Raw genomic sequence first — 24,387 nt, forward strand, 5'->3', positions numbered from 1 at the left:
CCCGGTGCCCCTACGTTTCTACAGGTCAGCGCAGCCTTTCAGAGACCGGAGACATCATGCCCCAGGCCGTACCCACCGTTGTGGAAGGCGCCCGTGACAGTTCGGGAACTGCCGTGGGTGCCGACGGTGCCACACCCGCCCCGAGCCAGGGGAGCGACTTCGCACCCCTCCTGCGGGCGGTGAAGGGGCAGGGACTCCTCGATCGGCGCACCGGGTGGTACACGGCGGGAATCGCCACCAATCTGGTCGCGCTGGGCGCCGTGCTCACCGGCATGTTCCTCCTCGGCAACACCTGGTGGAACCTGCTGCTCGCACTGCCGCTGGCGATCTTCTGGTCCCGCACCGCGTTCGTCGGACACGACGCCGGACACGCGCAGATATCCGGCGACCGCAAGACCGGCCGGGCCATCGGCCTCGTACACGCCAATCTGCTGCTCGGCATGAACGAGGCGTGGTGGAACGACAAGCACGTACGCCACCACGCCAACCCCAACCACATCGACAAGGACCCGGACGTCGGCGTCGGCGCCCTGGTCTGGACCCAGAAGCAGGCGGCCCAGCGCGAAGGCTTCGCCCGCTGGCTCACCCGCAACCAGGCCCGGCTGTTCTTCCCGATGCTGCTCCTCGAAGGCATCGCGCTCAAGATCTCCGGCTTCCAGTACCTGCGGCAGCAGCCCGCCCGGGAACGGGCCCTCTCCGCACTGCTCCTGGTCACGCACCTCGGTCTCTACGCGGCACTGCTGCTCACCGTCATGTCCCCGGGGAAGGCCGTCGTCTTCGCGCTCGTCCACCACGCGCTGTTCGGGCTCCATCTCGGCATGGCCTTCGCGCCGAACCACAAGGGCATGGAGATGCCCGACCCCGACGGCGACCGCTGGGGCCACCTCCAGCGGCAGGTCCTCACCTCGCGCAACGTACGCGGCGGCATCCTCACCGACTGGTTCCTCGGCGGGCTGAACTACCAGATCGAGCACCACCTCTTCCCGAGCATGCCCCGCCCGCATCTGCGCCTGGCGCAGCCCATGGTCCGCGCCCACTGCAAGGCGCTCGGCATGCCGTACACGGAGACCGGGCTGATCGAGTCCTACCGGCAGGCACTCCAGCACATGCACGAGGTCGGCGAACCCCTGCGCTGAGGACTCCGCGGCCGGCTGGAACCGATGGGCGCGCACAGGCGTTCTCACAGCAGGAGCGGCTTCGGGCCGCGAAGGAGGCATGGACGATGTCGAACAGCGCAAAGATTGCCATCGGGGGAGTCGTCGCGGCAGTCATCCTGATGCCGTTCATCGGGTTCTGGCTGTCACTGCTGGTCCTGATCGGAGTCCCGGCGGTCGCCTACCTGCTGCTGGACCCGAGTCAGCGGCGCAGGCTCCGCAGGATCACCCGCAAGGAAATAGGCCGCTGACAGCAAGTCGCCGACAGCAAGCCGACCACCATGGGGGCTCCGCGGTGAGTGGGACAGTGACGGCGGTGAGCAGGAGCGCGACCTATTCGTTCACCAAGCCGAACCGGAAGAGCGTCACCCTGCTGGCCGGGCTCGGAGTGGAAGGCGATGTGCACGCGGGGGTAACGGTCAAGCACCGCTCCCGGGTCGCGCGGGATCCCACCCAGCCGAATCTGCGCCAGGTTCACCTCATCCACGCGGAGCTGTTCGAAGCATTGCGAGCGGCCGGTTTCGAGGTCGCCCCGGGCGATCTCGGGGAGAACGTCACCACCCGTGGGGTCGACCTCCTCGCCCTCCCCGCCGGCGCTCTGCTGCACCTCGGCGACGAGGCGGTCGTCGAGGTCACCGGCCTGCGCAACCCATGTCTGCAGATCGACACCTTCCAGGACGGGCTCCTCAAGCAGGTGGTCGGCCGGGACGCGGCGGGCCGGATCGTGCGCAAGGCCGGGATCATGGGCGTCGTCGCCGTCGGTGGTGTGGTCCGGCCCGGTGACCCGGTCGGGGTCGAGCTGCCGGCCGGGCCGCATCGGGCGCTGGAGCGCGTGTAACCGGAGCATGCAGGTTCCGTGCGGTGGGCACCGGGGCGTCGGGCAGGAAACGGCGTCCGGCTTTTCGCCGCGCACCGGGAGTCTTCTCAGGCCGGCCGTACCGCCAGGGCGTCCAGGGCCTTCAGTAAGCCGGGCAGTTCCGTGCCACGCCCGATCGGCAGCACCTCGCCCGGTTCCTCGTCCAGCAGGATGAACGCGATGTCGTCGGTCCTGGCGACGAGCGACCAGCCGGGCCCGTCGGCACGCAGCATGCGGGCGTCATTCGTGGCGAAGGAGGAGCGGACGCGGCCCGGCGGCGGCGGGGCGTCCACATAGGCATGGGCCTCCGCGAGGGCCCGGCACACACCGGGGTGCGCGTGGGAAGGAGCGTCCTGCGCGGGGTCGCGGGCGGTGGTAGGGGCCCTGTCGGTCCGGGGCCGGTTCTCGGCTCCGGGCTCGATCTCGGCGTCGGCTTCGTCTCCGGTTCCGGTATCGCCCCTGCCGACGACCGAGGCCCCGGCTCGCACCTCGGCCCCGGTCTCGCCCGCACCTTCGGGCTCCGCCGGGTGCTCGCCCCAGCCCTCACTCGCCGCTTCGACGGCGGCACCGTCCTTCTGAGCGGGACCCGCGGCGGGTGCGGTGCGGCCGTCGGCCCGGCCCCCGGCCTCGCCCGCGTCACTGCCCGGGGCGGCGAAGGCCGTCCCGTCGTCGAGCTGCTCACGCCAGGCCGCCCACTGGTGCGCTATCTCGTCCGCTCCCATGCGCCGCTGGGCCGGACCCCACGACTCCGTGTCGGGGGGCGCCAGCGGTGCGGGATCGGTACCCTCGGCACCCGGGTCCGGCCCCGGATCGTGCGGGGCGGGCACACCTGGAGCGGCGACCCCCACCGCGAGCGGCCAGCCGGGCAGGGCGCAGACCACCGAACGGTCGTCGGGGGAGAGGTCGTACTCCATTCCGCAGTCCCAGGCCGCGATGGCGACCGCGACCAGCGATACGTCGTCGACGACGACGGTCCACCGTGCCCCACCGCTGTCCTGGCCGAGGACCAGCCCGTACCCCTCGATGTACGGTTCGAGGGCGAGCGCCGCACACGCGGCGGGGTAGTCGTCACCGAGCACGCCAGGGAACTGCGCCGGTGTCAGCAGCACCGCGGTCAGCACATACAGTGCGTCGTCGTCGGCGACCGCGTCGCTCGTGCCGGCCACGGCACCCTCCTCGTCCGTCGTGGCTTTCCGTCGGCGCACCTTAACGAGTCGGTAACCCACTCGTCGAGGCCCTGACAAAGAGGGAGAGACGCCGGGCCTGCGGCCCGGCGGACGGCGCTCCTCAGTCGGTGGGCAGACCGAGCAGCGTGCGGGCCACTGTCTGCGGTGACTCGTCTCGCTCGCGGGCCAGCGCGATGACGGCCCGGCAGGCCAGCTCGCTGATACCGAAGGAGAGCGCCTCGGGCGACACCCAGCCGCTCGCCTCGTCGATCCGCGCCTGATCCTCCTCGACGGATGCCGAGACATAGGTGGCGGCCGCCTCGAACAGGTTGTGCTGTTTGCGCCGGCCCTCGTCGAGAGGGGCGGCGGGCCGCTCGCCCTTCCGGTCCGGGGACACGACCTTCCGCAGACTGCCGATTATGTCGATCATGGAGACCGCCTTTCCGAGGATCTGTGCATGCATGACGTGCTCGAACGACATCCGCACGTCCGGCACTTGCGCATACAACTACCACCTATGGTGTTCCCCGCCGACATAGAGTTGGACCTCCGACCGAGGCAAGGGGGCAGCGCGATGCGGCGGTACGACCGGCTGAAGGAGATTCAGCGCCTCGATCCGGAGCGGGACTTCCTCCGGATCTACCGGATCACGGCCACCTGCGAATTCCCCTGGGACCTCGCCCGCGCCCTCGAACTGGCCCTGTATCGCACCTATGCCGTTCCCGCCATCGGACGGCTCCTCGCCGAGACGGCCGAACTGACGGACCGTCCACAGAAGCGCTACGACGACACCGCACTCCTTCTGGACGCGGTCGTCGAGCACGGCTTCGAGAGCGCCCCGGGACGCACGGCCATCCGCCGGATCAATCAGATGCACCGCAGCTACGACATCAGCAACGACGACATGCGCTACGTGCTGTGCACCTTCGTCGTCACCCCGAAGCGGTGGCTCGACCACTACGGCTGGCGTCGGCTGTCCGACCACGAACTGCGGGCGTGCGCCGTCTACTACCGGACCCTGGGTGCCCATATGGGCATCAAGGACCTGCCGGAGACGTACGAGGGTTTCGAGCGCATCCTCGACAGCTACGAGGCCGAGAACTTCGGCTGGGACGAAGGGGGACGCCGTGTCTCCGACGCCACGCTGGACCTGATGAGCTCCTGGTATCCACGTCCCTTCGCGCCCGTCGCGCGGAAGGCGGCCCTCGCACTTCTCGACGATTCGCTGGTGCGGGCATTCCGGTACGAACGCCCGACCTCCGCGGCCCGCAACCTCACCCGTGGCGCCCTGCGACTGCGGGCACGGGCGGTGCGACTGCTGCCGCCGCGCTCCACCCCGCACTACGCCCGGCAGAACCCCGAGATCAAGGGCTACCCGGGCGGCTACGAGGTGTCCGGGCTCGGTACGTTCCCCGGTCGGGGCATTTCCGGCTGTCCGGTTCCGCACGACAGGCGCCCCGGAGCTCCGGCCGAGTGAGGAGCCGGGCGAGCGGCGGGACGGACACCGCCCGGGCGGGAAGTGATCGGGACGGCCGAGCGCTCGCCGGTCGGGGCGTCCGTACGGAGAGGGCGAGGAACCGGCGTAATTCCGCAGGTTCTGAAATGCGCCCCGGGCGCGCCTCCATCGCAACGACGGAACTCGAACCGGTGAGGTCGGGGCGGTCTGCCTGACGGGCCACTCCAGCTGCCGCCGCTGCAGGACAGGGTGATGCTGGGCATCCGCAGGCCGGTAGCCTGCCGTCATGAGTGATCAATTGACCTCCAATGGGGACGGCATCTGCCTGGCCAGGGGTACGGCCGGATATGCCGAGGCGGCGGACACGCTGGCGGTCCAGTACGAGGAAGTCACCTTCGGCGAAGTCCACCGCGACGTGCTGCAGCTGGTCCCTGCCGAGCCCGGACGCATCCTCGACGTGGGGGCGGGCACCGGGCGTGATGCTGCCGCATTGGCGGCCCTCGGACACAGCGTCGTGGCCGTCGAGCCGACCGCGGAGCTGCGGGCGCACGGACAGCGAATCCATGCGGACAGCGGGATCGACTGGGTCGACGATGTACTCCCGAACCTGACGCTGAGCCGGCACGCAGGGCGGTTCGACGCGGTCTTCGCCACTGCGGTGTGGATGCATCTGGATGCCGAGGAACGCGGGCGTGCGATGGCCAGGATCGCCACATTGCTGGTGCCTGGCGGCCGGTTCTTCGTCAACCTCCGCCACGGCCCCGTGCCCGCCGGTCGCCACATGTTCGACGTGTCCCTCGCCGAGACATCCGAGCTGGGTGCTGCACATGGCCTGCCGACGGTCCATCGCAGCGAGCGTCCCGATCTTCACGGTCGCGACCGTGTCCGGTGGAGTTCTCTCGTGTTTCAGGCGCAGAACGCCGACAACCCACTCGGTTGAACGCGAAGCCCGGATGACGGCCTTCCGCGCGGTCAGCCGTCGGGAGTCATGCCGGTGCCGGTGAGGCGGCGCCGACCAGAACCCGTTCCCGTACGAGACGACCGGACGGCAGTACACAGAGCGGACGGGCCGCTCTCCTCGCCCCGGTGCGGGGAAGAGGGGAGCGGCCCGTGCTCAACGCCCGTGGCGTTCCTCCGGTCAGACGTTGACGCCGTAGTCGGACGCGATACCGGCCAGGCCCGAGGCGTAACCCTGGCCGACGGCACGGAACTTCCACTCCGCGCCGTGCCGGTACAGCTCGCCGAAGACCATGGCTGTCTCGGTCGACGCGTCCTCGCTGAGGTCGTAGCGGGCCAGCTCGACGCCGTTCGCCCGGTTCACCACGCGGATGAACGCGTTGCGGACCTGGCCGAAGCTCTGCCCGCGGCTCTGCGCGTCATGAATGGAGACCGGGAAGACTATCTTGGCGACATCGGCCGGGACGGCCGCCAGGTCGACATTGACGGACTCGTCGTCGCCCTCGCCCTCACCGGTCAGGTTGTCACCGGTGTGCTGGACCGAACCGTCCGGGCTCGTCAGGTTGTTGTAGAAGACGAAGTGCAGGTCGGAGAGGACCTTTCCGGCGTCCGAGCACAGCAGGGCACTCGCGTCCAGGTCGTGGTCCGCGCCCGTCGTCGTCCGTACGTCCCAGCCCAGGCCGACCGTCACTGCGGTCAGGCCGGGCGCTTCCTTCGACAAGGAGACGTTGCCGCCCTTGGCCAGGGTCACACCCATGAACTTCCTCCATTGATCTGTTGGTCCAGTGGTCCAGCGATTCGGTGATCAGCGTTTCTTCGCTGTCACCCGGGTCAACGACGGCGTCGCGCCCGTGGTTCCCTTGCTTGCGCAATACCTGAAGTAATGAGTTGCGAGGGCTGCTTCACGTCGGCGGGCCGGAGCCTCATGTGCGTGGGTCGGTGCCGGGACTCGCGTCGGTCTCCTTCATGGCCTTCGCCTCACTCTTCAGGATCCGCATGGATTTGCCCAGGGCACGGGCCGTGTCCGGCAGCTTCTTCGAGCCGAACAGCACGATCACCACAATCGCCACGATCAACAGGTGCCAGGGTTCGAGGCCGTTGCGCAACATGTACGTCCCGCCCTTCCTTTCGGTGTTTTCGCGCGGCGTCCGCGGGCCGTGCGCCAGGCTGGCTGTGGGCAGAGCCGGTGATCCACCCAACGATACTTGCTACATTGCGCAACTGTACAACCGTGAGGCGGCGGGGCGTGTCTCCCCCCAGGGAATCCGGATGGACGGGATGGCCGATGACAGGAAGCCGCACGGCGGCGGACAGGCGAAGGGACAGCAGCCCGCGGCGGACGGCGACGTCCTGGCTGTCCTGCCTCGTCCTTCTCGTCGCGGGCGTCGGATGGATCTACCTCGAACTGAACGGTGGCATCGACACGTTCAGTGCGGACGGGATCTCCGGCGACCGGCCACCCGGCTCGTCGAAGGGACAGAACGTCCTGGTCATCGGGTCGGACTCGCGCTCGGGCGACAACAGCGGGCTGGGCGGCGGCACGGGCGCGGTGGGGCGTTCCGACACCGCGTTCCTTCTCCATGTGTACGCCGACCGCAGACACGCCGTCGCGGTGTCCATTCCCCGTGACGCACTGGTCGACATCCCGGCCTGCAAGGTGCCAGGAGGCAGGTGGACCGTGCCGCGGCACGACGTGATGTTCAACGGGGCGTTCTCGGTGGGGGAGACGGCAGAGGGCAACCCGGCCTGCACCCAGAACACCGTCGAACAGCTCACCGGCCTGCGCGTCGACCACACCGTCGTCGTCGATTTTGCCGGGTTCTCCGCGCTGACCACGGCCGTCGGGGGCGTACCCGTGTGTCTGCCCCAGGAGATCCACCAGCGCGATCTCGACCCGAAGCGGTCCACCCGAGGAGCCCGGATCTTCACGAAGGGTCCGCAGACCGTCTCCGGACAGCGGGCACTCGACTACGTCCGGCTCCGGCACGGTATCGGCGACGGTTCGGACCTGGGTCGGATCAAGCGGCAGCAGGCATTCGTGGCCTCCCTCATCAAGAAGGTCAGGTCGCGCGGGCTGAACCCGACGACCCTGCTGCCCCTCGCCGACGCGGCCACCGACGCGCTGACCGTCGACCCGGGCCTCGGTTCGGCCGACCGGCTCCTTTCGTTCGCCATGTCGATGAAGAGCGTCGATCTGCACAACACCAAGTTCGTCACCGTCCCCTGGCGCTACGAGGGTGCACGCGTAGCGATCGTCGAACCGGATGCCGACGTGCTCTGGGCCCTGCTGAAGTCCGACCGTACGGTCGACGGCCAGGACGCCGGCGGCAGGGGACCGGCCGGGACCGAGGGGGAGAAGCACGGCCCGGCCTCGGACGCGGCCACCGGCCCGGTCTCCGGCGCGGGCATCAGCATCGCCGTCTACAACGGCACCACCGTCAGGGGACTCGCGGCCCGCGCCGCCGGACTCCTGCGCTCCCGGGGTTTCACCGTCACCACCACGGCCACGGCGGGCAGCCAGGACCACACCTCGACCGTCATCGAGTACGCACCGGGCCTGCGGGACGAGGCGGAGACCACCGCACGGCTCTTCGCGGGAGCCCGGACGACGCCGTCAGGCACCGCCGGTATCCAGGTGATCCTCGGCAGTTCCTTCGCCCGGAACCCATCGGTCGCCCCCGGGGCACCGGCCCACTCCGCCGTGGCGCCCGCCGTCGCCGGCGGGGTCCGATCGGCCGACGACGACCCGTGCACGGACCTTTCGTACGGCTGAGCGCATGCTCCCGGAACCGGGAACTCGGCGTTCAGCGCGGTGCGCGGGCCGTCCGAAGCCGGAGCGCGGGGTGACGGGGAGCCTCGAAGCCGTACGACTCGTACAGAGCGGCGCCGTCCGCCGTGGCGTTCAGATCGACCACGGTGACACGGGCCTCCTCGCGGAACCGTGCGAGCAGGGCGTCGAGGCAGACCCGGGCACGCCCACGGCGGCGCCGGCGGGGATCGGTGCTGACGCGGGCGACGTGCCCGTGCAGACCGCTCGGGTCCGCCGGGCCGGGGGCATGCGCGTCGCACGCTCCCACCGCACTGGCGACGGTGCCGAGTGCGGGATCGTCGACCAGGAACGCGGCGAACGTGGCAGAGTGACGCAGCCGCTCGGTGAACCACTGTGCCGAAGCCGCCCGCCACGGGGCGTCGGCGCCACCGATGTCCATCCCCATCTCGCCCAGCGTCAGCCCCGCAGCCGTTCCGGCGCGGGCATGTCGTCGAGCGTGGCGCGTCGAGCACACGCCACGTGCCCACCGCCGGAGCCCGCACGGGAGCCGGAGTCCGGGTGGGCGGCGTGTGACGGGGTCATGGGTTTCTCCTCTTCCGCTCGTAGCGGGCACGGGCGGCCCACAGCCCGTATGCGTACAGGGCCAGCACCGTTGCGAGCAGCAGGTAATAGAGCGGTGGCAGCGCGATCATGCCCAGCAATGGACCGAGCGGGGTGAGCGGCAGCAGCAGCCCGACCACCGCGAGACCCGACGCGGCAGCGCGCAGCGGTCCGCCACTGCGATCCTCGGCGGTGCGGCGCCCGGTGCGCAGCAGCAGCATCACCAGAGCCTGGGTGAGCAGGTTCTCGGTGAACCACCCGGAGTGGAAGGCCTCCTGCCCCACCGATGTCGCCGAACCGTGCAACGCGTAGGCCAGCACGGCGAAAGTGGCCAGGTCGGCGGTGGCGTTCAGCAGACCGAAACCCGTGATGAAGCGGAGGAAGTCGCGCGGACGCAGGACCGTGGGCCGCCGCAGTACCGCGGGTGCGGGCCGGTCGAACGCGAAGGCGAGCTGCGCCACGTCGAAGCACAGGTTCTGCACCAGGACCTGTGCCGGAAGCATCGGCAGGAACGGCAGCATCAGCCCTGCGGCGAGCATCGCGATGACATTGCCGAGATTCGACGAGAGCGTGATGCGCAGATACGTGGCGATGTTCCCGCTGCAGTGCCGGCCCGCCGTGACCGCGTGATCGATGGCGGCGAGATCTTTCTCGGCGAGCACCACATCGGCGGTCTCCCGCGCCACGTCGACCGCGTTGCGCGGGCAGATACCGACATCGGCCGCGTGCATTGCGGGCAGATCGTTGACGCCGTCGCCGAGGAATCCGGTGGTGTGCCCGGAGCCACGCAGCGCGGAGACGATCCGGGCCTTGTGCTCGGGTGTGCAGCGGGCGAAGACCGTGGCCCGGTCGGCGGCCTCCGCGAGCCGGCCGTCCGACATCGCGTCGATCCGTTCCGCGGAGACCACCTCGCCCGGGTCGAGGCCCAGGTCGCGGCAGGCCCGGGCGACCGTCCCCGGATCATCGCCGGTGAGGACCTTCACGGCGATGCCCCGGTGACCCAGCCCCTCCAGCGCTTCTGCGGCGCTCGGTGTGAGCGCGTCCCGCAGGGCGACGAAGCCGAGGAAAGCCAGCCCCCGTTCGTCGGCCGTCGTGTACGCGCCGAGCCGGGCGGGCCGCTCGGTACGGGCCACCGCGAGCAGCCGCAGACCGTTCGCGGCCCCACGGGCGGCCAGGGCCCTCAGCCGCTCCCGTTCGTCGTCCTCCAGGGCGCAACGGCCGAGCACTGCTTCCACCGCCCCCTTCGTGACGAGGGTGTGCGTACCGAGCTTCCCCGGGCTGCGGACGACCGCGGTGGCGAGGCGCCGTACCGGATCGAACGGCAGCGCGGCCACGCCGTCGTACGCGGACAGCGCCTCCTCCTGCTCCTCGGCCGCGTCCAGTACCGCCTCGTCCAGTGCGTCGGGTGCGGGCAGATCGGCGAGTTGCAGCGTCCAGAGCGCGTTGACCCCGGCCCAGTGCAGTACCTCGGAGTCGGAACGGTCCGACCCGTTCAGCGACCGTTCGACGACCGGCCGGTCCTGGGTGAGGGTCCCGGTCTTGTCCAGACACAGCACGTCGATCGCCCCGAGGTCGTGCAGGGCGGGCAGCCGTTTGACGATCACCCCGTGGTTCCGGGCGAGCAGCGAAGCGCCCCTGGCCAGCGCCGTCGTGACGATGACCGGCAGCATCTCCGGAGTCAGACCGACGGCCACCGCGACGGCGAACGGCAGCGTCTCCAGACCGCGGCCGCGCAGAGCCGCGTTGGCCATCAGCACCAGGGGCGGGGTGAGGAGCATGAACCGGATCAGCGTCCAGGAGATCCCCTGCACCGAACGGTCGAAGGCGCTCGTGCCCCGGCGGCGCGCCGAACCGTCGTACGCGGCGGCGAACCTGGTGTCCGCACCCGTGGCCGTCACCACCGCGGTACCACTGCCCGAGGCCACGCTGCTGCCCTGGAAACACAGCTCGGGCCGCCCGAACAGCCCGCCCTCGACGGCGGGCCCGGCAGCGGCCGTGACGTACCGGTCCGGCGTGTCGACGGGCTGTTTGGCCACCGGCGCCGATTCACCGGTCAGGGCCGACTGATGCACGGTCAGGCCGCTCGCGCGCAGCAGCCGCACATCGGCGGGCACGAGATCCCCAGGCCCGAGCCTGATCACATCGCCCGGCACCAGCTCGCCGACCGGCAGCTCACGCGTCTGTGGCGCGGCGTCCGGGCCGGTGCGGCGCAGTACGGTCGCGGTGGTCGCCACCAGCTCACGCAGGGCGGCCGTCGAGCGGTCGGCCCGATGCTCCTCCGCGGAGCGCAGCAGGCAGCTGACGACCACGAGCACCAGTGTCACCGACGCCGTGCCCCACGAGGCCACCGCCGCCGAGACCAGGCCCAGGCAGAGAAGCACCGAGGTGAACGGATCCCGCAGGCTGCGCAGGAAACGGCGGGGCCAGGAGACCGGACGCCAGGCCGGCAGAGTGTTCTCACCGAACCGCGCCAGCCGTTCCTCCGCCTGCGTCTCCAGCAGCCCCCGCGGACCGCTGTCCAGCGAACGGAGCACCTGCAAGGAGGTCGGTGCGGCACCCGGCGACGCGGGCGGTGCGGCCTCAGGGGCATCGCACTGGCCGGCCGCCGTGCCCGGCATCGGCACGACGACGGCGGACGGATCATCGGGATCGGTGCTGCCGGGACTCGCGGCGGCACTGCTCTCAGGCACCGAGCCCACGGAGGTGTACGGGCTGCTCGGGCGGGTGTCCGGCGCGTGCGGCGAGCTGGCCGACCATCAATCGTACGACCGTCACCACATCGGGGTCGTCGACCAGGTACACCTGCCGGCGGCCTTCGCGCCGTGACCGTACGAGACCGGCCAGCTTCAGCTTCGTCAGATGCTGGCTCACCGAGGGCAGGGTGCCGCCCACCCGGTCCGCGAGGCCGGTGACGTCGCTTTCGCCCTGGGACAGGGCCCACACGATGTGCAGCCGCGCAGGCGTCGCCAGCAGGCCGAAGGCGGCGGCCGCCTCCACCAGTACCTCCGCGGGCGGATCCTCGAAACCGCCGTCGGCAGCTGTCGACACTCTTGCTCTCCCTGTCCGCGTGGGCTGTCCCTCGCACCCGAAAAGCCCAGTGTAGGCGCCGGACGATTGCGGTCACCGGGCCCATGCCTTCGTGCGCGGGCCCGCGCCCCCGACCGCGGCGGCTGACGCGCACGCCCCCGGCTCCTCGACTCGGTGAGCCGACTCTCCCGGCGCTCGTCCGCTGCGTGGTCCGGGGCCCGGACCCGGCCACATGACGGAGGAGCGCTTGCCCGTACGTGACCAGTGCGCAAGGCTTACGCGAAACGTGGGGCACGGGGAACGTATGAGCGGGGAGGAGCGGGGAAATGGCGCTGGACAGGGGACTTGACTGGCTCCTTGACGATCTGACCAGCAGGGTCGAGCACATACGGCACGCGTTGGTGCTGTCGAACGACGGACTGGTGACGGGGGCGAGCACGGGCCTGGCTCGTGAGGACGCCGAGCATCTCGCCGCGGTCTCGTCCGGGCTGCACAGCCTTGCCCGTGGATCGGGACGCCACTTCCGGGCCGGGAAGGCCCGGCAGACGATGGTGGAATTCGACGAGGCGCTGCTCTTCGTGACAGCCGCGGGTGAGGGCAGCTGCCTGTGCGTACTAAGCGAGGCCGAGGCTGACGTCGGCCAGGTCGCGTACGAGATGACCCTGCTCGTGAACAGGGTCGGAGAGCACCTCGGGGTCGCCGCGCGACAGGAGGGGAGCGAAGAGGGCAACCAGCCCTGACCTTGTTGCGGGAGTTGTCCACAGGCCGTACGAACGGTGGCTCCCCCGGACTACTCTGCTCACAGAGAGTAATTGAGGGTCGCGGGGGGAGAACGTCATGACTGTCATCGAAACCGGGTGTGCGAAGGCGGCGAGCACGATGGCCGCGGGTACGGCCGCGCAGGAACTCCAGCTGAAGCGCGGCGAGTTCGCCATCGCCGTGCATATGGGGCTGGTCCGGGTGCTGGTGCAGCAAGGTGGTGGGGGAAGGGCGAGGGTCCGCAGGGAGGAAGTCGACCGGCTGCGGGCGCAGGCCGGGTTCCCGGAGACCCTGCGGGAGCAGGTGCGCACGGTGGGGACGGCGGAAGGAGCGCGGCTGCTCGGGATCAGCCCGGACCGGTTCACCAGGCTGGCCCGTGCGGGATGCCTCACGCCGATCACCTTCTATCTCAACCGGTACCGGGCGGTGGTATGGCTCTACCTCGCCGAGGAGCTCGCAGGGTTCGCCGCCAGGGAACCGCGCCTCCTGGTGGGAAGGAGCCCGGTCTGGGTGCGCAGCCGGCTGGAGGGAGGCGTGGACTGCCGGGCGCGTGAGTGGCGCTCACGCCGGATCGAACGGCTGTTGAGCCTCACGGAGGAACCATGGGCCCGTGCGGCCGTGCTCGCGGACACACTGGACCCGGTGCAGTTCGCGGAGGTGGTCGAGGATCCGTACGAGCGCGCCTACCTCGCCAGGATCCGGTCCGAAACGGTCTACGGACCAACGGTGTCGCCTGCCGCGCGGGAGACGATGGCGCGCCTGATGCAGGCCGACGAACCGGACGAGATGCTGTGGCGGCGGGTCGGTCTGATCCTGGAGCTGGACAACGCCCGGGAGGCCCGTCAGGCTCCGCGGCCGGGCGACGGGTGGCGACCCCGTCCCGGCCCCGGTCGCGATCCCGGACCTGAGGCGGAGAACGAGCGCGGACGGGATCCCGAACCCGATCCCGGCAGCGGGATCGATCTCGCCTGCGAGCCAGGCCCGGGGGCCGGGCTTGAACGCGGCGGTGGGGCGGAACCCGGTGCGGAGCCGGGATCGGGCCTTGTTTCGGTCCCCGAATTCGCCCCGGCGTCCGGCCTCGGCCCGGCGCCCGAACCCGCACTCACTCTCGTTCCCGTACGCCGTTCCGATCGGACGGATGATCAGAACCCCGCCCCCGGACATCCACCGACAACCGTGCCGGAACCCGCACCCGGGCTGCTCGCCCGGCTCGGCCTGTGGAGGCGCCCATCCCGGCGTCCCCGCTGAAAAATACCTCGCGCGGAGTGAACGGCCCCCGGGATCCTGGCCCACATGCTGATCAGGGAAGCCACATCCGGGGACTGGGCCGCCATCTGGCCGTTCTTCCATGAAATCGTCGCAGCGGGCGAGACATTCACCTATCCGCTCGACCTCGCCGAGAAGGAGGCGAGCTCCTGGTGGCTCCTCGAGTCGCCGAGCCGCACGGTCGTCGCGGTCGATGACGACGGGACGGTCCTGGGCACCGCGAAGATGAACAACAACCACATGGGCAACGGCGCGCACATCGCAAGCGCCAGTTACATGGTCGACCCCGGGCATTCAGGGCAGGGAGTGGGCCGGGCCCTCTGCGCGTACACGCTGGACTGGGCCCGTTCGGCGGGGTTCCGGGCCATGCAGTTCAACGCGGTGGTGGAGACGAACACCCACGCCGTCCGGCTCTACCACTCGCTCGGCTTCGAAATCCTCGGAACTCTGCCCGAGGGGTTCGACCATCCGAAGCGGGGATTCGTCGGGCTTCATATCATGTACCGCCGCCTCTGACGCACATGCCGTTCCCGAAGGCCATGCTGCATCGGCTCCAACCGCCTCTTCGGCGGCGCCCCGGAAGGAGCTCCCCTCAAAAGCCTCTGCCACGCTCTGTGCACCGTGTCCGTCATGTCCCAGCCGGTGATGATGTGGGGTCAGTTGTGACCGCGGATGCTTCATGGGGCGGACGCACGCCTGGATATCTGGGGCAGTACTGTGCGCCCCACCGCCATTCGGGCGTTCAAACATATGCGGAGGAAGAATTCATGACCATACCCAGGAGATCGTTGCGTGCGGCGGGGACACTCGCGGCCGCGGCGGTGGTCGGCCTGACCGGCACGGTCCTCTCCGCCGGCCCGGCCGCAGCTCACACCCCCACCTGGGCCGTGACCTGCACCGACGTGAGCCTTGACCTGACTGCCTACAACAGCAACGTCACCAACCAGGTGACCGTCACTGTCGACGGCAAGGACCTCCTGCCCACCGAGACTTTCGGCAGGGAGTTCCACAAGAAGCTCGAGCTGCCCAAGCACGACAAGGAACTGACGGTCCGTCTCGTCGTCAAGGCCGGCGACGGCAACAACTTCTCGCGCGACGAGACCAAGCAGGCACCGGTGTGCGAGGGCACCACACCGTCCCCCGAGCCGTCCGAGGCCACGCCGTCGCAGTCGCCCTCCTCGGAGGCGCCCACGGAGAGTGCCAAGCCCACCGAAGGCGCCACGCCCAGCGAGGCGCCTTCGGAGTCCGCCCCCGCCGCGGCTTCCCCGAGCCCCAGCTCGCCGGACCTGGCCGAGACGGGTTCCTCGTCCGCCACTCCGATCATCGGCGGAGCGGCTGTGGCCGTCCTGCTGGCCGGTGGCGGCATCATGTGGTCCGTGCGCAAGCGTCGTACCGCACAGCACTGACGTAAAAAGGTGGTCCCGGCACAGGAATTGTGCCGGGATCACCGGTCGAGGGGTGCGCCCTCCCGCGCGGACGCCACACCTCTCTGCGCTCTCGCTCTTCGGCGCCCCGTCACTCCCGCCCTGTGGGGAGCGGAGGACCCGATCTCACACCAGACCGCCTTTCCCTCGCCGCGGGACTCGATGCCCCCATGGGCGGCGACGGCATCCAGGAGCAGCAGGCCCCGCCCCGAAGTCACGGTCTCGCCCGGACTGCGACGTCTCGGCCAGACGCTCGAACGGTCCTGCACCGACAGCCGTACCCGCCGGACGGGTTCCGGCAGTACCTCCAGAGTGAGCACCGCGCCGCCTCCCGTGTGCACAAGCACATTCACCAGCAGCTCCCCGGTCACCGGCTCGGGTCGTCGGCCAGTTCGGACATGCCCCAGTCGTTCAGGGCCTGCCGCACGATCGTACGGGCGTCGGACAGGCCCTCCGGGTCCGCCTGGTGGATGTACTGGTGCAACCGTGGGGCCCGCGGCGACCCCGGGTCCGGACTGCGCCGCAGCACCAGCAGGGCGACATCGTCCCCGGACCCCCAGCGCTCCCAGAGCCGGTCCGACAGGTGGTCGGCCAAGGCCCGGGCGCCCGCGGGTCCCTTGCTCACCTCGTGGATCAGGGCCTGCACACCGGTTTCGACATCGCCCCCCGGCTCTTCCACCAGTCCCTCGGTGTACAGGACAAGGCTGTCGCCCGGCACCAGGTCGAGTCGGGTCTCCGCGTCGTCGACGTCCAGCATCCGGGCTGTGGGATCCCACTCGAAACTGCCCGTCCGGTTCATGGCAAGCCACTGCGCCGTGGCGGTCTCGCCGTTGGGCGTCTTCTCGATCGGCGGGCGGGGCGGGACGGAGGAACGCGGCTGCCGGTCGTGATCGGTCATTCCTGCTCCGGAGACCGTCCGGCGGGGATGCCGTACGGCGCGGCCCGTACGGCGTGACTCAATTGTCGAACCGGTTCCGGCGGGTTGCCACAGCGGACATCCGGCAGGCCCCGGTCCGAAGGGAGGCCCGGTCCGAAGGCCGGCCCGGTCCCGAGGGCAAGTCCCGGTTCGAGGGCAGGCCCCGGGCCCCGTACCCTGCCTGCCCGAGCCCTGGGCGTGCCCCGCAGAATGGCAGCGGAAGATCGTCCGCGTTCGGCGGGCGATACGGCACAGGGGCTGACCGGAGCGCATTGATGAATCACGACGATCCCGTTCTGCTGCACACCGAGGGGCGCATCCGGCACATCACCCTCAACCGCCCGCGCGCCCTCAATGCGCTGAATCACGCCATGGTGCTGCGCATCGACGAAGCACTCGCCGAAGCCGAGGCCGACGACGCCGTCACCGCGGTCCTGATCACCGGAGCAGGGGACCGCGGCCTCTGCGCGGGCGGCGACATCCGTTCCATCCATGGCGACGCCCGCTCCGGCGGCGGCACCTCGATGGACTTCTGGCGCGACGAATACCGGCTCAACGCCCGTATCGCCCGCTTCCCCAAGCCCTACGTCGCGATCATGGACGGCATCGTGATGGGCGGCGGCGTCGGTGTCTCGGCGCACGGCGACGTCCGTATCGTCACCGAACGCTCACGCGTCGCCATGCCCGAGACGGGCATCGGCTTCGTCCCCGATGTGGGCGGGACATGGCTGCTCAGCTCCGCGCCCGGTGAGCTCGGCACCCATCTCGCGCTCACCGCGGACGCGGTCGGCGCGGCCGACGCGCTGCTGTGCGGGCTCGCCGACCACTTCGTACCGGCGCACCGCCTTGCCCAGTTCGTCACGGCCCTCGCCGCCTCCGGGACGGCCGCCGGGATCCAGGAGACGATACGACGGCACGCCTCGCCCGCGCCGGGCGGCGAACTGGCGGAGCACCGCGAGTGGATCGACTTCTGCTACGGGGCCGATTCCGTCGAGGAGATCCTCGACCGGCTCGGCGCCTGTGATGTCCCCGCCGCCGAGCAGGCCGCCGAAACGATCCTGGCCAAGTCGCCCACGGCGCTCAAGGTGACCCTCTCCGCGCTGCGCAGAGCCCGCGGGCTCGACAGCCTGGAGGCGGTGCTCGACCAGGAATACAGGACCTCGTGCACCGCCTTCACCAGGCACGATCTGCTGGAGGGCGTGCGTGCCCAGATCATCGACAAGGACCGCGATCCGCGGTGGAGGCCGGCGGACCTGGCCGAGGTCACCGACGCCGACGTGGCACTCTTCTTCGCGCCGCTGGGCGACCGCGAGCTCGGCCTGCATCCCGGTCCGGATGCCGCTTCCGGGACGACGGACTGAGCCGGGAGGCGTTGGGCCGGGCGGGACGGCGCGGGGACGCACCGGAACCGCGGAACTGTCATAGGTCATCGGGGCCGGTGACGGTGTGGAACGGCACGCCGAGGAGATCGGCCGCGGCCTTGAAGTCCTTGGCACGGTGGCCTGTGCAGAGGGCCCAGTGGTGACCGATGCCGGTTGCGGACCAGGCATCGGTCCATTCACCGGGGTCGAAGCCGAAGTCGACGCGTGAGGTGGTGTTGCCGATCTCCAGCACAGGTCCCGGGACGACTTCGCCCTCGGAGGCGATGAACGTGAAGGTGCCGTCCGCCTCCTGACCGACACCGAACGTGGTGACAGGACCGTGCTCGACGTCGAACTCGACACTGACGCCCCAGCCGCGTTTGCCGTGATAGACGCCCAGCCCGCGCAGCAGCGGATCCTTGGCGCTGATCGCGAGATGGGCCGGACCGTCGTGCCCCATCTCGACGACCCGGTCGCGGAAGTTGAGGGCCTGGAGCTCGGTGAAGGAGCCACCTGCGCCGATGGTGTCGGCGATCAGCATGGCGAGGCTGGTGCGCAGCTCGTACTCCCCGGCCATCGGGATGCCCCGGGCGGTCAGCAGCGACGCGCCGAGGATCATGCCCGCGCCGAGCCGCTCGTGGATCTCGCCCTCCAGCCCGCGATGGTAGTAGGCGAGGCTGTCGAGCGCGAAGTCCTCCACGAGCCGGTCGAGGCCGACCGACACCCGGGCGGCCCAGCGGAGATCGTCCTCGGCCACGGAGTCGTCGAGGGTGAAGACCCTGCGCGCGAGCGTGACGCGCTCGGCCGCCTCCTCGCCGGTCACGGCGGCGACCCGGACTCGCAGATCGTCGAATTCGAGAACCTCGACGTGTCCGCCGAACTGGCCGGAGACCAGGGTCATGTCGGTGGAGACGTCGAGCATCCCTGGGTAGAGGTGGCCCATCAGTCCGTGCCGGCCGTGCCGCAGCGCCCCGCGTACCCGGGCGGCGGAGAGCCACCGGCGGATCCGGTTCCAGGCGTTCTCGTCGTGCAGATGGCCGGTGACGGAGCGGAAGGGGACGCCGCAGCGCCGGAACACATTGGCGACCTCCGGCAGCGGGCACTGTCCGCAGTACGCCAGCCACTGGCCCGTTCCGGTGTTCGGATGGTCCATCGCCTCGGTCGGCTGGAGGTCGATGACCAGCACCGGGGTGTGGGTTCGCTGGGCGATCGGCAGGACCATCGACGCCGTGAGATACGTCGTCAGGAACGTGACGACGATGTCGCAGTCGGCCCTGCGCAGCTGTTCCGCGGCCCTTGCTGCCTCCTGAGGGTCGGAGATGAAGCCGGCGTCGACGACCTCGCAGTCCAGCTCCTCGAACCGTCCGATCACGAAGCGCGCCGATTCCCGCAGTTGGTCGAGGAGCCCGGGGAACTGCGGCCAGTACGCTCCCAGTCCACCGGAGACCAGGCCGACGCGGGTACGGCGGCGTGTCGTGCGGGCGAGCACGCCGTCGAGCACGGCAGGAGAGACATCAGTCATGAGCTTCCTTCCTTCGTCATCCATCGGAGGGCCGAGCCCCGGACGGGGACCGGCCTCCGTGCCGAGGCGCCCAGGTTTCAGTCCGTCCCCAGCCTCGCGGCGGCCCGGTCCCAGGCACGTTGATCTCCCTGCGGGGTGTACTGGCGCAGTTCCTGAGTCCGCGCGACGAGTCGTCGCATGTCCAGGAGATCGCCCACCAGGCCATGGGCGCGTGCCTGCAGCAGGACGTTGCCGAGCGCGGTCGCCTCGGCCGGACCGGCTGTGACAGGCAGCCCGGTGGCATCCGCGGTCCACTGGCACAACAGCTCGTTGCGCGAACCGCCGCCGACGAGATGGATCCGGGCCGGTTCCCGCCCCGCCAGCCGGGCGGCCTGTCGCAGCGTTCTGCGATGCGCCAGCGTCAGACTCTCCAGCACACACCGCACATACCCGCCGGGACTCCCGGGAGGCGCCTGTCCGGTCCGTACGAGGTGGGCGTCGATGCGTGAGGGCATGTCACCCGGTGCGAGGAACGCCTCGTCGTCGGGGTCGATCACCGCGGTGAACGGCCGGGCCCTGGCCGCCTCCGCGAGCAGTCCGGGCAGATTCGGAGCCGTACTGTCGCGATCCCAGGCACGGCGGCACTCCTCCAGAAGCCACAACCCCATGATGTTGCGCAGAAAGCGGACGGTCCCGTCCACCCCGCGCTCATTGCTGAAGTTTGCCGCCCGGGACTCCTCCGTCAGCACCGGAGCCGCCAATTCCAGCCCCGCCAATGACCAGGTGCCACAGGACACATAGGCGAATCCGGGCTCGGTTGCGGGGACCGCGGCGACCGCCGACGCCGTGTCGTGCGAGGCGACGGTCGTCACCCGTGTACCGGCCGCGAGGCCGGTGTACTCGGCCACATGCGGCAACAGCGTCCCCGCCGGGTCGCCCGGCTCACGCAACGGCGGGAACCAGGAACGCTCCAGCCCCAGCCGGCCGATCAGCGTGTCGGACCAGGTACCGGCAGACGCGTCGAAGAGGCCGGTCGTCGAAGCATTGGTGATCTCCGCACCCACCGTGCCGGTCAGCCAGTGCACCAGCAGATCAGGGATCAGCAGCATCGTTCGTGCCGTCCCCCACTGGGCACTCGCACGGTGTGCGGCAAGCTGGAACACCGTGTTGAACGCCAGGTGCTGCAATCCGCCGACCGCGTACAGCTCCTTCGCCCCGCATGCGGCCAGCACCTCCTCGGCCGCCTTGCCGTTGCGGCCGTCGCGGTAGTGGAACGGCAGCCCGAGCAGCGCCCCGTCGGCATCGAGCAGGCCGTAGTCGACCGCCCAGGTGTCGACGCCGATCGAGGCGACCGGGCCGCTGCGCGCAGCCGTCCGCAGACCGTCCAGCATCCCCTGGTAGAGGGCCGGCACGTTCCACCGCAGCCCGTCCGGCAGCCGGACCGGGGTGTTGGGGAAACGGTGTGCCTCGGTCAGCACCAGCTTCCCCGGTCCGGCCCGACCGGTGATCACCCGACCGCTGGTGGCACCGAGGTCCACGGCCGCGAAGACCGCCTCGTTGTGTGCTGTCACAGACATGGACGTCCCATCCGGTTCGTCGCGGGGACGCCGGGCGTCGTGGGGACGCGGCGCGGCGCACGCATGCGGACCATCGCCGGTACGCGGACCACCGCCGGGACGGTGGTCATCGAAGGAACGCCGCCGCCACACCGGCGTCGACGGGAATGTGAAGTCCGGTTGTGTGCGTCAGATCCCCGCCGGTCAGCGCGAAGACGGCGTTCGCGACGTGCTCCGGGAGCACCTCGCGCTTCAGAAGCGTCCGCTGGGCGTAGAACTCACCGAGCTTCTCCTCCTCGATGCCGTACGTCGCCGCACGCTGGGCACCCCAGCCGGCTGCGAAGATGCCCGAACCCCGCACCACGCCGTCGGGATTGATGCCGTTCACCCGGATCCCGTACTCGCCCAACTCCGCCGCCAACAGCCGCACCTGGTGAGCCTGATCGGCCTTGGTCGCGGAGTAGGCGATATTGTTCGGGCCGGCGAACACGGCGTTCTTCGACGTGATGTAGACGATGTCGCCGCCGAGGTTCTGCGCCCGCATCACCCGCGCGGCCTCACGCGAGACCAGGAACGAGCCGCGCGCCATGATGTCGTGCTGGAGGTCCCAGTCCCCGGCCGTGGTTTCGAGAAGCGGTTTGGAGATCGAGATCCCCGCATTGTTCACGACGAGGTCCACACCGCCGAACGCCAGCACGGCGGCCTTGAACGCTCCGGCGATCTGCTCCTCGCTGGTCACATCGACCGTCACCGCGACAGCCTTGTCGGGCCCGCCGAGATCGCGCGCCACCGCGGCGGCGCTCTCCGCGTCCAGGTCCGCGACGGCGACACACGCCCCCTCGGCGACCAGCCGGTGCGCGATGGCCTTGCCGATACCGGACCCCGCGCCCGTGACCAGCGCCACCCGGGTGGCCAGCGGCTTGGGCTTCGGCATCCGGCGCAGCTTGGCCTCCTCCAGCTCCCAGTACTCGATCCGGAACTTCTCGGACTCCTCGATCGGCGCGTACGAGGAGACCGCCTCGGCGCCACGCATCACATTGACGGCGTTGAGGTAGAACTCCCCGGCGACCCGGGCGGTCTGCTTGTCCTTGCCGAAGGAGAACATGCCGACCCCGGGCACCAGCACGATCGCGGGATCCGCGCCGCGCATCGCGGGGGAGTCGGGCGTGGCGTGACGCTCGTAGTACGCGCGATATGCCTCCCGGTACTCCTCGTGCAGCTCCTTCAGACGGGCCTGGGCCTCGTCCAGCGGCGCGTCTGCGGGCAGGTCGAGGACCAGCGGCCTGACCTTCGTACGGAGGAAGTGGTCCGGGCACGAGGTGCCGAGCGAGGCGAGCCGCGGATGCTCGGCACGGGCGAGGAAGTCCAGCACGGGCTCCGTGCCGGTGAAGTGACCCACCTGCGGGCGGTCGGTGGAGGCCAGGCCGCGGATCACCGGGGCGAGCGCGGCGGCGCGCTCCAGGCGCCGGTCCTCGGCAAGGGCCTCGCGGCCCGCCCACACGGGGCCGAACGGCTCTGCCTTGCCCCGCTCCTGGAGAAACGCCTCGGCCGTGCGGATCATCCAGAGTGCGTTGTCCTCGCACTCCCCGGACGTCTGGCCCCATGCCGTGATGCCGTGACCGCCGAGGATCACACCGACAGCCTGCGGGTTTGCCTCCTTGACCGCGGCGATGTCCAGACCGAGCTGGAACCCGGGCCGGCGCCAGCCAACCCAGGCCACCTTGTCGCCGAAACACTCCGCCGTGAGCTTCTCCCCGTCGTCGGAGCAGGCCAGCGCGATCCCCGAGTCCGGGTGCAGATGATCGACGTGCGCGGCCTCGACCAGTGCGTGCATGGCCGTGTCGATGGAGGGGGCGGCGCCGCCCTTGCCGTGCAGGCAGTAGTCGAACGCGGGCACCATCTCGTCCTCACGTTCCGCCCCGGGGTACACGTTCTTGAGCGCGCGTACCCGGTCCAGGCGCAGCACCGCGAGTCCGGCCTCGGTCAGGGTGCCCAGATCACCACCGGACCCCTTGACCCACAGCAGCTCGGTCCCGGCACCCGTGACCGGGTCGGTGCCGGTGGCCTTCACCGATGTGTTGCCACCTGCGTAGTTGGTGTTGCGGGCGTCGGAGCCGATCCGGTGGGAGCGCTCCAGGAGAGCGGCGACTTCGGCGTGCGTCGCGGACGTCATGAGATTCCTTCGGGGTCGGGGCGGGGCCGGGCCGAAACGGTCGGACGGGTGTATGGGTGAGCGAGGCAGGGGGAGATTCAGGCGCCCCAGCCGGCCTGCTCGCCGCCGACCCGGGCGGCGGCGATCCGCTCCTGATTGCCCGAGGCCAGATATGCGGCGAACGGATCCTTGGCCAGGCCGAGTTCCTCACGCACCTCGGCGAGCAGCGGACGGACGTCGGTGTTGTACGCGTCCATCAGGACACCGTTCGCGGCGAGCACATCGCCGGTCTGCTGCGCGGCGCCCAGCGCAGCCGTGTCGATCAGCAGCGCCTTGGCGGTCGCTTCCTGCACATTGGCGACCGACCGGATCACTGCGGGGATCTTCGCCTCGATGTTGTGGCACTGGTCGAGCATGAAGTTGACGTTCGTCTCGGACTTCAGACCACCGTTCTTGACCACTTCGTGCATGATTCGGAACAGCTGGAACGGATCGGCGGCACCGACCATCAGGTCGTCGTCGGCGTAGAACCGGGAGTTGAAGTCGAACGCGCCCAGCCTTCCGGCACGCAGCAGAAACGCCACGATGAACTCGATGTTGGTGCCCGGCGCGTGGTGCCCGGTGTCCACGACCACCTGGGCCTTCGGGCCGAGGTTGAGGCAGTGCGCGTACGCCGTGCCCCAGTCCGGCACATCCGTCGTGTAGAAGGCGGGCTCGAACAGCTTGTACTCCAGCAGCATCCGCTGGTCGTCACCCAGGCGCCCGTACACCTCGGCCAGCGCCTCGGCGAGTCGCTCCTGGCGGGCCGCGATGTCGTCCTGCCCGGGGTAGTTCGTGCCGTCCGAGAACCAGAGCTTGAGATCGGAGGACCCCGTTCGGTCCATGATGTCGACGCACTCCAGCAGGTGGTCGGTCGCCTTGCGGCGCACCTTCGGGTCGGGATGGGTGACCGACCCCAGCTTGAAGTCGTCGTCCTGGAAGACATTGGAGTTGATCGCGCCGATCCGCAGCCCGAGATCCGTGGCATGCCGGGTGAGCACGGAGTAGTCCTCGACCTTGTCCCACGGGATGTGCAACGACACCTTCGGCGCCACACCCGTGAAGGCGTTCACCTGGGCCGCGTCCTCCAGCTTTTCGAACGGGTCGCGCGGGACACCCGACTGCGCGAACACTTTGAACCGAGTCCCCGAGTTCCCGTACCCCCACGACGGTGTCTCGATCACCTGGGACTTCAGGGCTGCCTTGACGGCCGACACATCAGACATGAACACCTCACAAGCGGAGTCATCCGGCGACCGGTGACCGTTCGGATGGATTGTGAATCGATTCATCCAAGTCTCACGCTAGATTTGCCACAAGCTCCCAGTCAAGCGACGAGCTGGGTTCCCTTTCCGTTTGAATCAATTCACCGTGGTGGGGAGGGCACGTCAGAGAGGGGAGGGCGACGCGGTACAGGCGATTCAGTG

23 protein-coding genes and 1 pseudogene are annotated in these 24,387 nt (G+C 70.0%); 11 read left to right on the forward strand and 13 right to left on the reverse strand.

From position 1 onward, the window contains the following. The first annotated feature begins 56 nt into the window (after positions 1-56). The 3 genes from ACFVT1_RS30565 to ACFVT1_RS30575 all read left to right on the forward strand — a co-directional run bounded on the left by ACFVT1_RS30565 (position 57) and on the right by ACFVT1_RS30575 (position 1,992). Positions 57-1,136: a fatty acid desaturase family protein gene (locus tag ACFVT1_RS30565; RefSeq protein ID WP_389801114.1), complete on the forward strand. Its 1,080-nt coding sequence runs from the start codon at positions 57-59 to the stop codon at positions 1,134-1,136. 86 nt (positions 1,137-1,222) lie between these two features. Further along, a complete protein-coding gene (locus tag ACFVT1_RS30570) occupies positions 1,223-1,405 on the forward strand; it encodes a hypothetical protein (RefSeq protein WP_114248565.1) in 183 nt (60 codons plus the stop codon). A 56-nt stretch (positions 1,406-1,461) separates the two neighbouring features. Continuing rightward, positions 1,462-1,992, forward strand: a complete 531-nt coding sequence (locus ACFVT1_RS30575) for an MOSC domain-containing protein (RefSeq protein WP_389801267.1) — start codon at positions 1,462-1,464, stop codon at positions 1,990-1,992. Positions 1,993-2,078: 86 nt separating this feature from the next. Here the strand turns inward: ACFVT1_RS30575 and ACFVT1_RS30580 are convergent, their stop codons facing one another. Next, positions 2,079-3,176 (reverse strand): hypothetical protein, encoded by a 1,098-nt coding sequence (locus ACFVT1_RS30580; RefSeq protein WP_389801116.1) that lies wholly within the window; start codon positions 3,174-3,176, stop codon positions 2,079-2,081. A 121-nt stretch (positions 3,177-3,297) separates the two neighbouring features. Continuing rightward, the gene (locus tag ACFVT1_RS30585; protein ID WP_362207168.1) at positions 3,298-3,606 is read right to left on the reverse strand and encodes a hypothetical protein; all 309 of its coding nucleotides are present in this window, start codon (positions 3,604-3,606) and stop codon (positions 3,298-3,300) included. Between the two features lie 144 nt (positions 3,607-3,750). On the opposite strand from ACFVT1_RS30585, the gene ACFVT1_RS30590 reads away from it, so the two are divergent. Continuing rightward, on the forward strand, positions 3,751-4,653 hold the full coding sequence (locus ACFVT1_RS30590; protein ID WP_389801118.1) for an oxygenase MpaB family protein: 903 nt from the start codon (positions 3,751-3,753) through the stop codon (positions 4,651-4,653). A gap of 265 nt (positions 4,654-4,918) precedes the next feature. After that, on the forward strand, positions 4,919-5,572 hold the full coding sequence (locus ACFVT1_RS30595) for a class I SAM-dependent methyltransferase (protein WP_389801120.1): 654 nt from the start codon (positions 4,919-4,921) through the stop codon (positions 5,570-5,572). Between the two features lie 198 nt (positions 5,573-5,770). Here the strand turns inward: ACFVT1_RS30595 and ACFVT1_RS30600 are convergent, their stop codons facing one another. Together ACFVT1_RS30600 and tatA are read right to left on the reverse strand one after the other, a co-directional pair. Next, the gene (locus ACFVT1_RS30600; protein WP_389801122.1) at positions 5,771-6,346 is read right to left on the reverse strand and encodes a TerD family protein; all 576 of its coding nucleotides are present in this window, start codon (positions 6,344-6,346) and stop codon (positions 5,771-5,773) included. A 166-nt stretch (positions 6,347-6,512) separates the two neighbouring features. Further along, a complete protein-coding gene (gene tatA, locus ACFVT1_RS30605; RefSeq protein ID WP_389801124.1) occupies positions 6,513-6,698 on the reverse strand; it encodes a Sec-independent protein translocase subunit TatA in 186 nt (61 codons plus the stop codon). A gap of 176 nt (positions 6,699-6,874) precedes the next feature. On the opposite strand from tatA, the gene ACFVT1_RS30610 reads away from it, so the two are divergent. Next, a complete protein-coding gene (locus tag ACFVT1_RS30610) occupies positions 6,875-8,362 on the forward strand; it encodes an LCP family protein (RefSeq protein WP_389801126.1) in 1,488 nt (495 codons plus the stop codon). A gap of 31 nt (positions 8,363-8,393) precedes the next feature. Here ACFVT1_RS30610 and ACFVT1_RS30615 read toward each other — a convergent pair whose 3' ends face one another. The 4 genes from ACFVT1_RS30615 to ACFVT1_RS30630 are packed head-to-tail and all read right to left on the reverse strand — an operon-like array spanning position 8,394 to position 12,007. Beyond that, complete coding sequence (locus ACFVT1_RS30615; RefSeq protein ID WP_389801128.1) at positions 8,394-8,804, reverse strand: GNAT family N-acetyltransferase; 411 nt, start codon at positions 8,802-8,804, stop codon at positions 8,394-8,396. Between the two features lie 11 nt (positions 8,805-8,815). Then, positions 8,816-8,941: a hypothetical protein gene (locus ACFVT1_RS30620; protein ID WP_389801130.1), complete on the reverse strand. Its 126-nt coding sequence runs from the start codon at positions 8,939-8,941 to the stop codon at positions 8,816-8,818. Continuing rightward, positions 8,938-11,658 (reverse strand): magnesium-translocating P-type ATPase, encoded by a 2,721-nt coding sequence (mgtA, locus tag ACFVT1_RS30625; RefSeq protein ID WP_389801132.1) that lies wholly within the window; start codon positions 11,656-11,658, stop codon positions 8,938-8,940. The genes ACFVT1_RS30620 and mgtA overlap by 4 nt, the downstream gene beginning before the upstream one ends. Continuing rightward, the gene (locus tag ACFVT1_RS30630; protein WP_389801134.1) at positions 11,642-12,007 is read right to left on the reverse strand and encodes an ArsR/SmtB family transcription factor; all 366 of its coding nucleotides are present in this window, start codon (positions 12,005-12,007) and stop codon (positions 11,642-11,644) included. Before ACFVT1_RS30630 ends, mgtA begins: the two co-directional genes overlap by 17 nt. Positions 12,008-12,312: 305 nt before the next feature. Here ACFVT1_RS30630 and ACFVT1_RS30635 point away from each other — a divergent pair, with 305 nt between their 5' ends. The 4 genes from ACFVT1_RS30635 (at position 12,313) to ACFVT1_RS30650 (ending at position 15,417) form a co-directional block, all read left to right on the forward strand. After that, on the forward strand, positions 12,313-12,726 hold the full coding sequence (locus ACFVT1_RS30635) for a roadblock/LC7 domain-containing protein (RefSeq protein WP_389801136.1): 414 nt from the start codon (positions 12,313-12,315) through the stop codon (positions 12,724-12,726). Positions 12,727-12,823: 97 nt separating this feature from the next. Then, positions 12,824-13,993 (forward strand): DUF6397 family protein, encoded by a 1,170-nt coding sequence (locus tag ACFVT1_RS30640; protein WP_389801138.1) that lies wholly within the window; start codon positions 12,824-12,826, stop codon positions 13,991-13,993. Between the two features lie 45 nt (positions 13,994-14,038). Continuing rightward, positions 14,039-14,527: a GNAT family N-acetyltransferase gene (locus ACFVT1_RS30645; protein WP_389801140.1), complete on the forward strand. Its 489-nt coding sequence runs from the start codon at positions 14,039-14,041 to the stop codon at positions 14,525-14,527. A 251-nt stretch (positions 14,528-14,778) separates the two neighbouring features. Further along, a complete protein-coding gene (locus ACFVT1_RS30650; protein ID WP_389801142.1) occupies positions 14,779-15,417 on the forward strand; it encodes an LAETG motif-containing sortase-dependent surface protein in 639 nt (212 codons plus the stop codon). 38 nt (positions 15,418-15,455) lie between these two features. On the opposite strand, the pseudogene ACFVT1_RS30655 reads toward ACFVT1_RS30650, so the two are convergent. After that, positions 15,456-16,186: pseudogene (locus ACFVT1_RS30655) on the reverse strand (SpoIIE family protein phosphatase); the annotation flags it as partial. Positions 16,187-16,626: 440 nt separating this feature from the next. Here ACFVT1_RS30655 and ACFVT1_RS30660 point away from each other — a divergent pair. After that, positions 16,627-17,712: an enoyl-CoA hydratase/isomerase family protein gene (locus ACFVT1_RS30660; protein ID WP_389801144.1), complete on the forward strand. Its 1,086-nt coding sequence runs from the start codon at positions 16,627-16,629 to the stop codon at positions 17,710-17,712. A 58-nt stretch (positions 17,713-17,770) separates the two neighbouring features. On the opposite strand, the gene ACFVT1_RS30665 is transcribed toward ACFVT1_RS30660, so the two are convergent. From ACFVT1_RS30665 to rhaI, 4 genes are all read right to left on the reverse strand, one after another. Beyond that, the gene (locus ACFVT1_RS30665; protein WP_389801146.1) at positions 17,771-19,234 is read right to left on the reverse strand and encodes an arabinose isomerase; all 1,464 of its coding nucleotides are present in this window, start codon (positions 19,232-19,234) and stop codon (positions 17,771-17,773) included. A gap of 77 nt (positions 19,235-19,311) precedes the next feature. Continuing rightward, positions 19,312-20,790, reverse strand: coding sequence for a rhamnulokinase family protein (locus ACFVT1_RS30670; RefSeq protein WP_389801148.1), 1,479 nt, complete (start codon positions 20,788-20,790; stop codon positions 19,312-19,314). Positions 20,791-20,896: 106 nt separating this feature from the next. Beyond that, the gene (locus ACFVT1_RS30675) at positions 20,897-22,942 is read right to left on the reverse strand and encodes a bifunctional aldolase/short-chain dehydrogenase (protein ID WP_389801150.1); all 2,046 of its coding nucleotides are present in this window, start codon (positions 22,940-22,942) and stop codon (positions 20,897-20,899) included. Positions 22,943-23,019: 77 nt separating this feature from the next. Beyond that, complete coding sequence (gene rhaI, locus ACFVT1_RS30680; RefSeq protein ID WP_389801152.1) at positions 23,020-24,186, reverse strand: L-rhamnose isomerase; 1,167 nt, start codon at positions 24,184-24,186, stop codon at positions 23,020-23,022. Positions 24,187-24,387: the final 201 nt, after the last annotated feature.

The sequence above is a fragment of the Streptomyces sp. NPDC057963 genome (assembly GCF_042887155.1).
Taxonomy (GTDB): Bacteria; Actinomycetota; Actinomycetes; order Streptomycetales; family Streptomycetaceae; genus Streptomyces.

Coding starts and splice junctions, on each gene's coding strand:
- ACFVT1_RS30565 (WP_389801114.1), top strand. CDS start 57: ATGCCCCAGGCCGTACCCACCGTTGTGGAAGGCGCCCGTGACAGTTCG.
- ACFVT1_RS30570 (WP_114248565.1), top strand. CDS start 1,223: ATGTCGAACAGCGCAAAGATTGCCATCGGGGGAGTCGTCGCGGCAGTC.
- ACFVT1_RS30585 (WP_362207168.1), bottom strand. CDS start 3,606: ATGATCGACATAATCGGCAGTCTGCGGAAGGTCGTGTCCCCGGACCGG.
- ACFVT1_RS30590 (WP_389801118.1), top strand. CDS start 3,751: ATGCGGCGGTACGACCGGCTGAAGGAGATTCAGCGCCTCGATCCGGAG.
- ACFVT1_RS30595 (WP_389801120.1), top strand. CDS start 4,919: ATGAGTGATCAATTGACCTCCAATGGGGACGGCATCTGCCTGGCCAGG.
- ACFVT1_RS30600 (WP_389801122.1), bottom strand. CDS start 6,346: ATGGGTGTGACCCTGGCCAAGGGCGGCAACGTCTCCTTGTCGAAGGAA.
- tatA (WP_389801124.1), bottom strand. CDS start 6,698: ATGTTGCGCAACGGCCTCGAACCCTGGCACCTGTTGATCGTGGCGATT.
- ACFVT1_RS30610 (WP_389801126.1), top strand. CDS start 6,875: ATGACAGGAAGCCGCACGGCGGCGGACAGGCGAAGGGACAGCAGCCCG.
- ACFVT1_RS30615 (WP_389801128.1), bottom strand. CDS start 8,804: ATGGGGATGGACATCGGTGGCGCCGACGCCCCGTGGCGGGCGGCTTCG.
- ACFVT1_RS30620 (WP_389801130.1), bottom strand. CDS start 8,941: ATGACCCCGTCACACGCCGCCCACCCGGACTCCGGCTCCCGTGCGGGC.
- ACFVT1_RS30635 (WP_389801136.1), top strand. CDS start 12,313: ATGGCGCTGGACAGGGGACTTGACTGGCTCCTTGACGATCTGACCAGC.
- ACFVT1_RS30640 (WP_389801138.1), top strand. CDS start 12,824: ATGACTGTCATCGAAACCGGGTGTGCGAAGGCGGCGAGCACGATGGCC.
- ACFVT1_RS30645 (WP_389801140.1), top strand. CDS start 14,039: ATGCTGATCAGGGAAGCCACATCCGGGGACTGGGCCGCCATCTGGCCG.
- ACFVT1_RS30650 (WP_389801142.1), top strand. CDS start 14,779: ATGACCATACCCAGGAGATCGTTGCGTGCGGCGGGGACACTCGCGGCC.
- ACFVT1_RS30660 (WP_389801144.1), top strand. CDS start 16,627: ATGAATCACGACGATCCCGTTCTGCTGCACACCGAGGGGCGCATCCGG.
- ACFVT1_RS30665 (WP_389801146.1), bottom strand. CDS start 19,234: ATGACTGATGTCTCTCCTGCCGTGCTCGACGGCGTGCTCGCCCGCACG.
- ACFVT1_RS30670 (WP_389801148.1), bottom strand. CDS start 20,790: ATGTCTGTGACAGCACACAACGAGGCGGTCTTCGCGGCCGTGGACCTC.
- ACFVT1_RS30675 (WP_389801150.1), bottom strand. CDS start 22,942: ATGACGTCCGCGACGCACGCCGAAGTCGCCGCTCTCCTGGAGCGCTCC.
- rhaI (WP_389801152.1), bottom strand. CDS start 24,186: ATGTCTGATGTGTCGGCCGTCAAGGCAGCCCTGAAGTCCCAGGTGATC.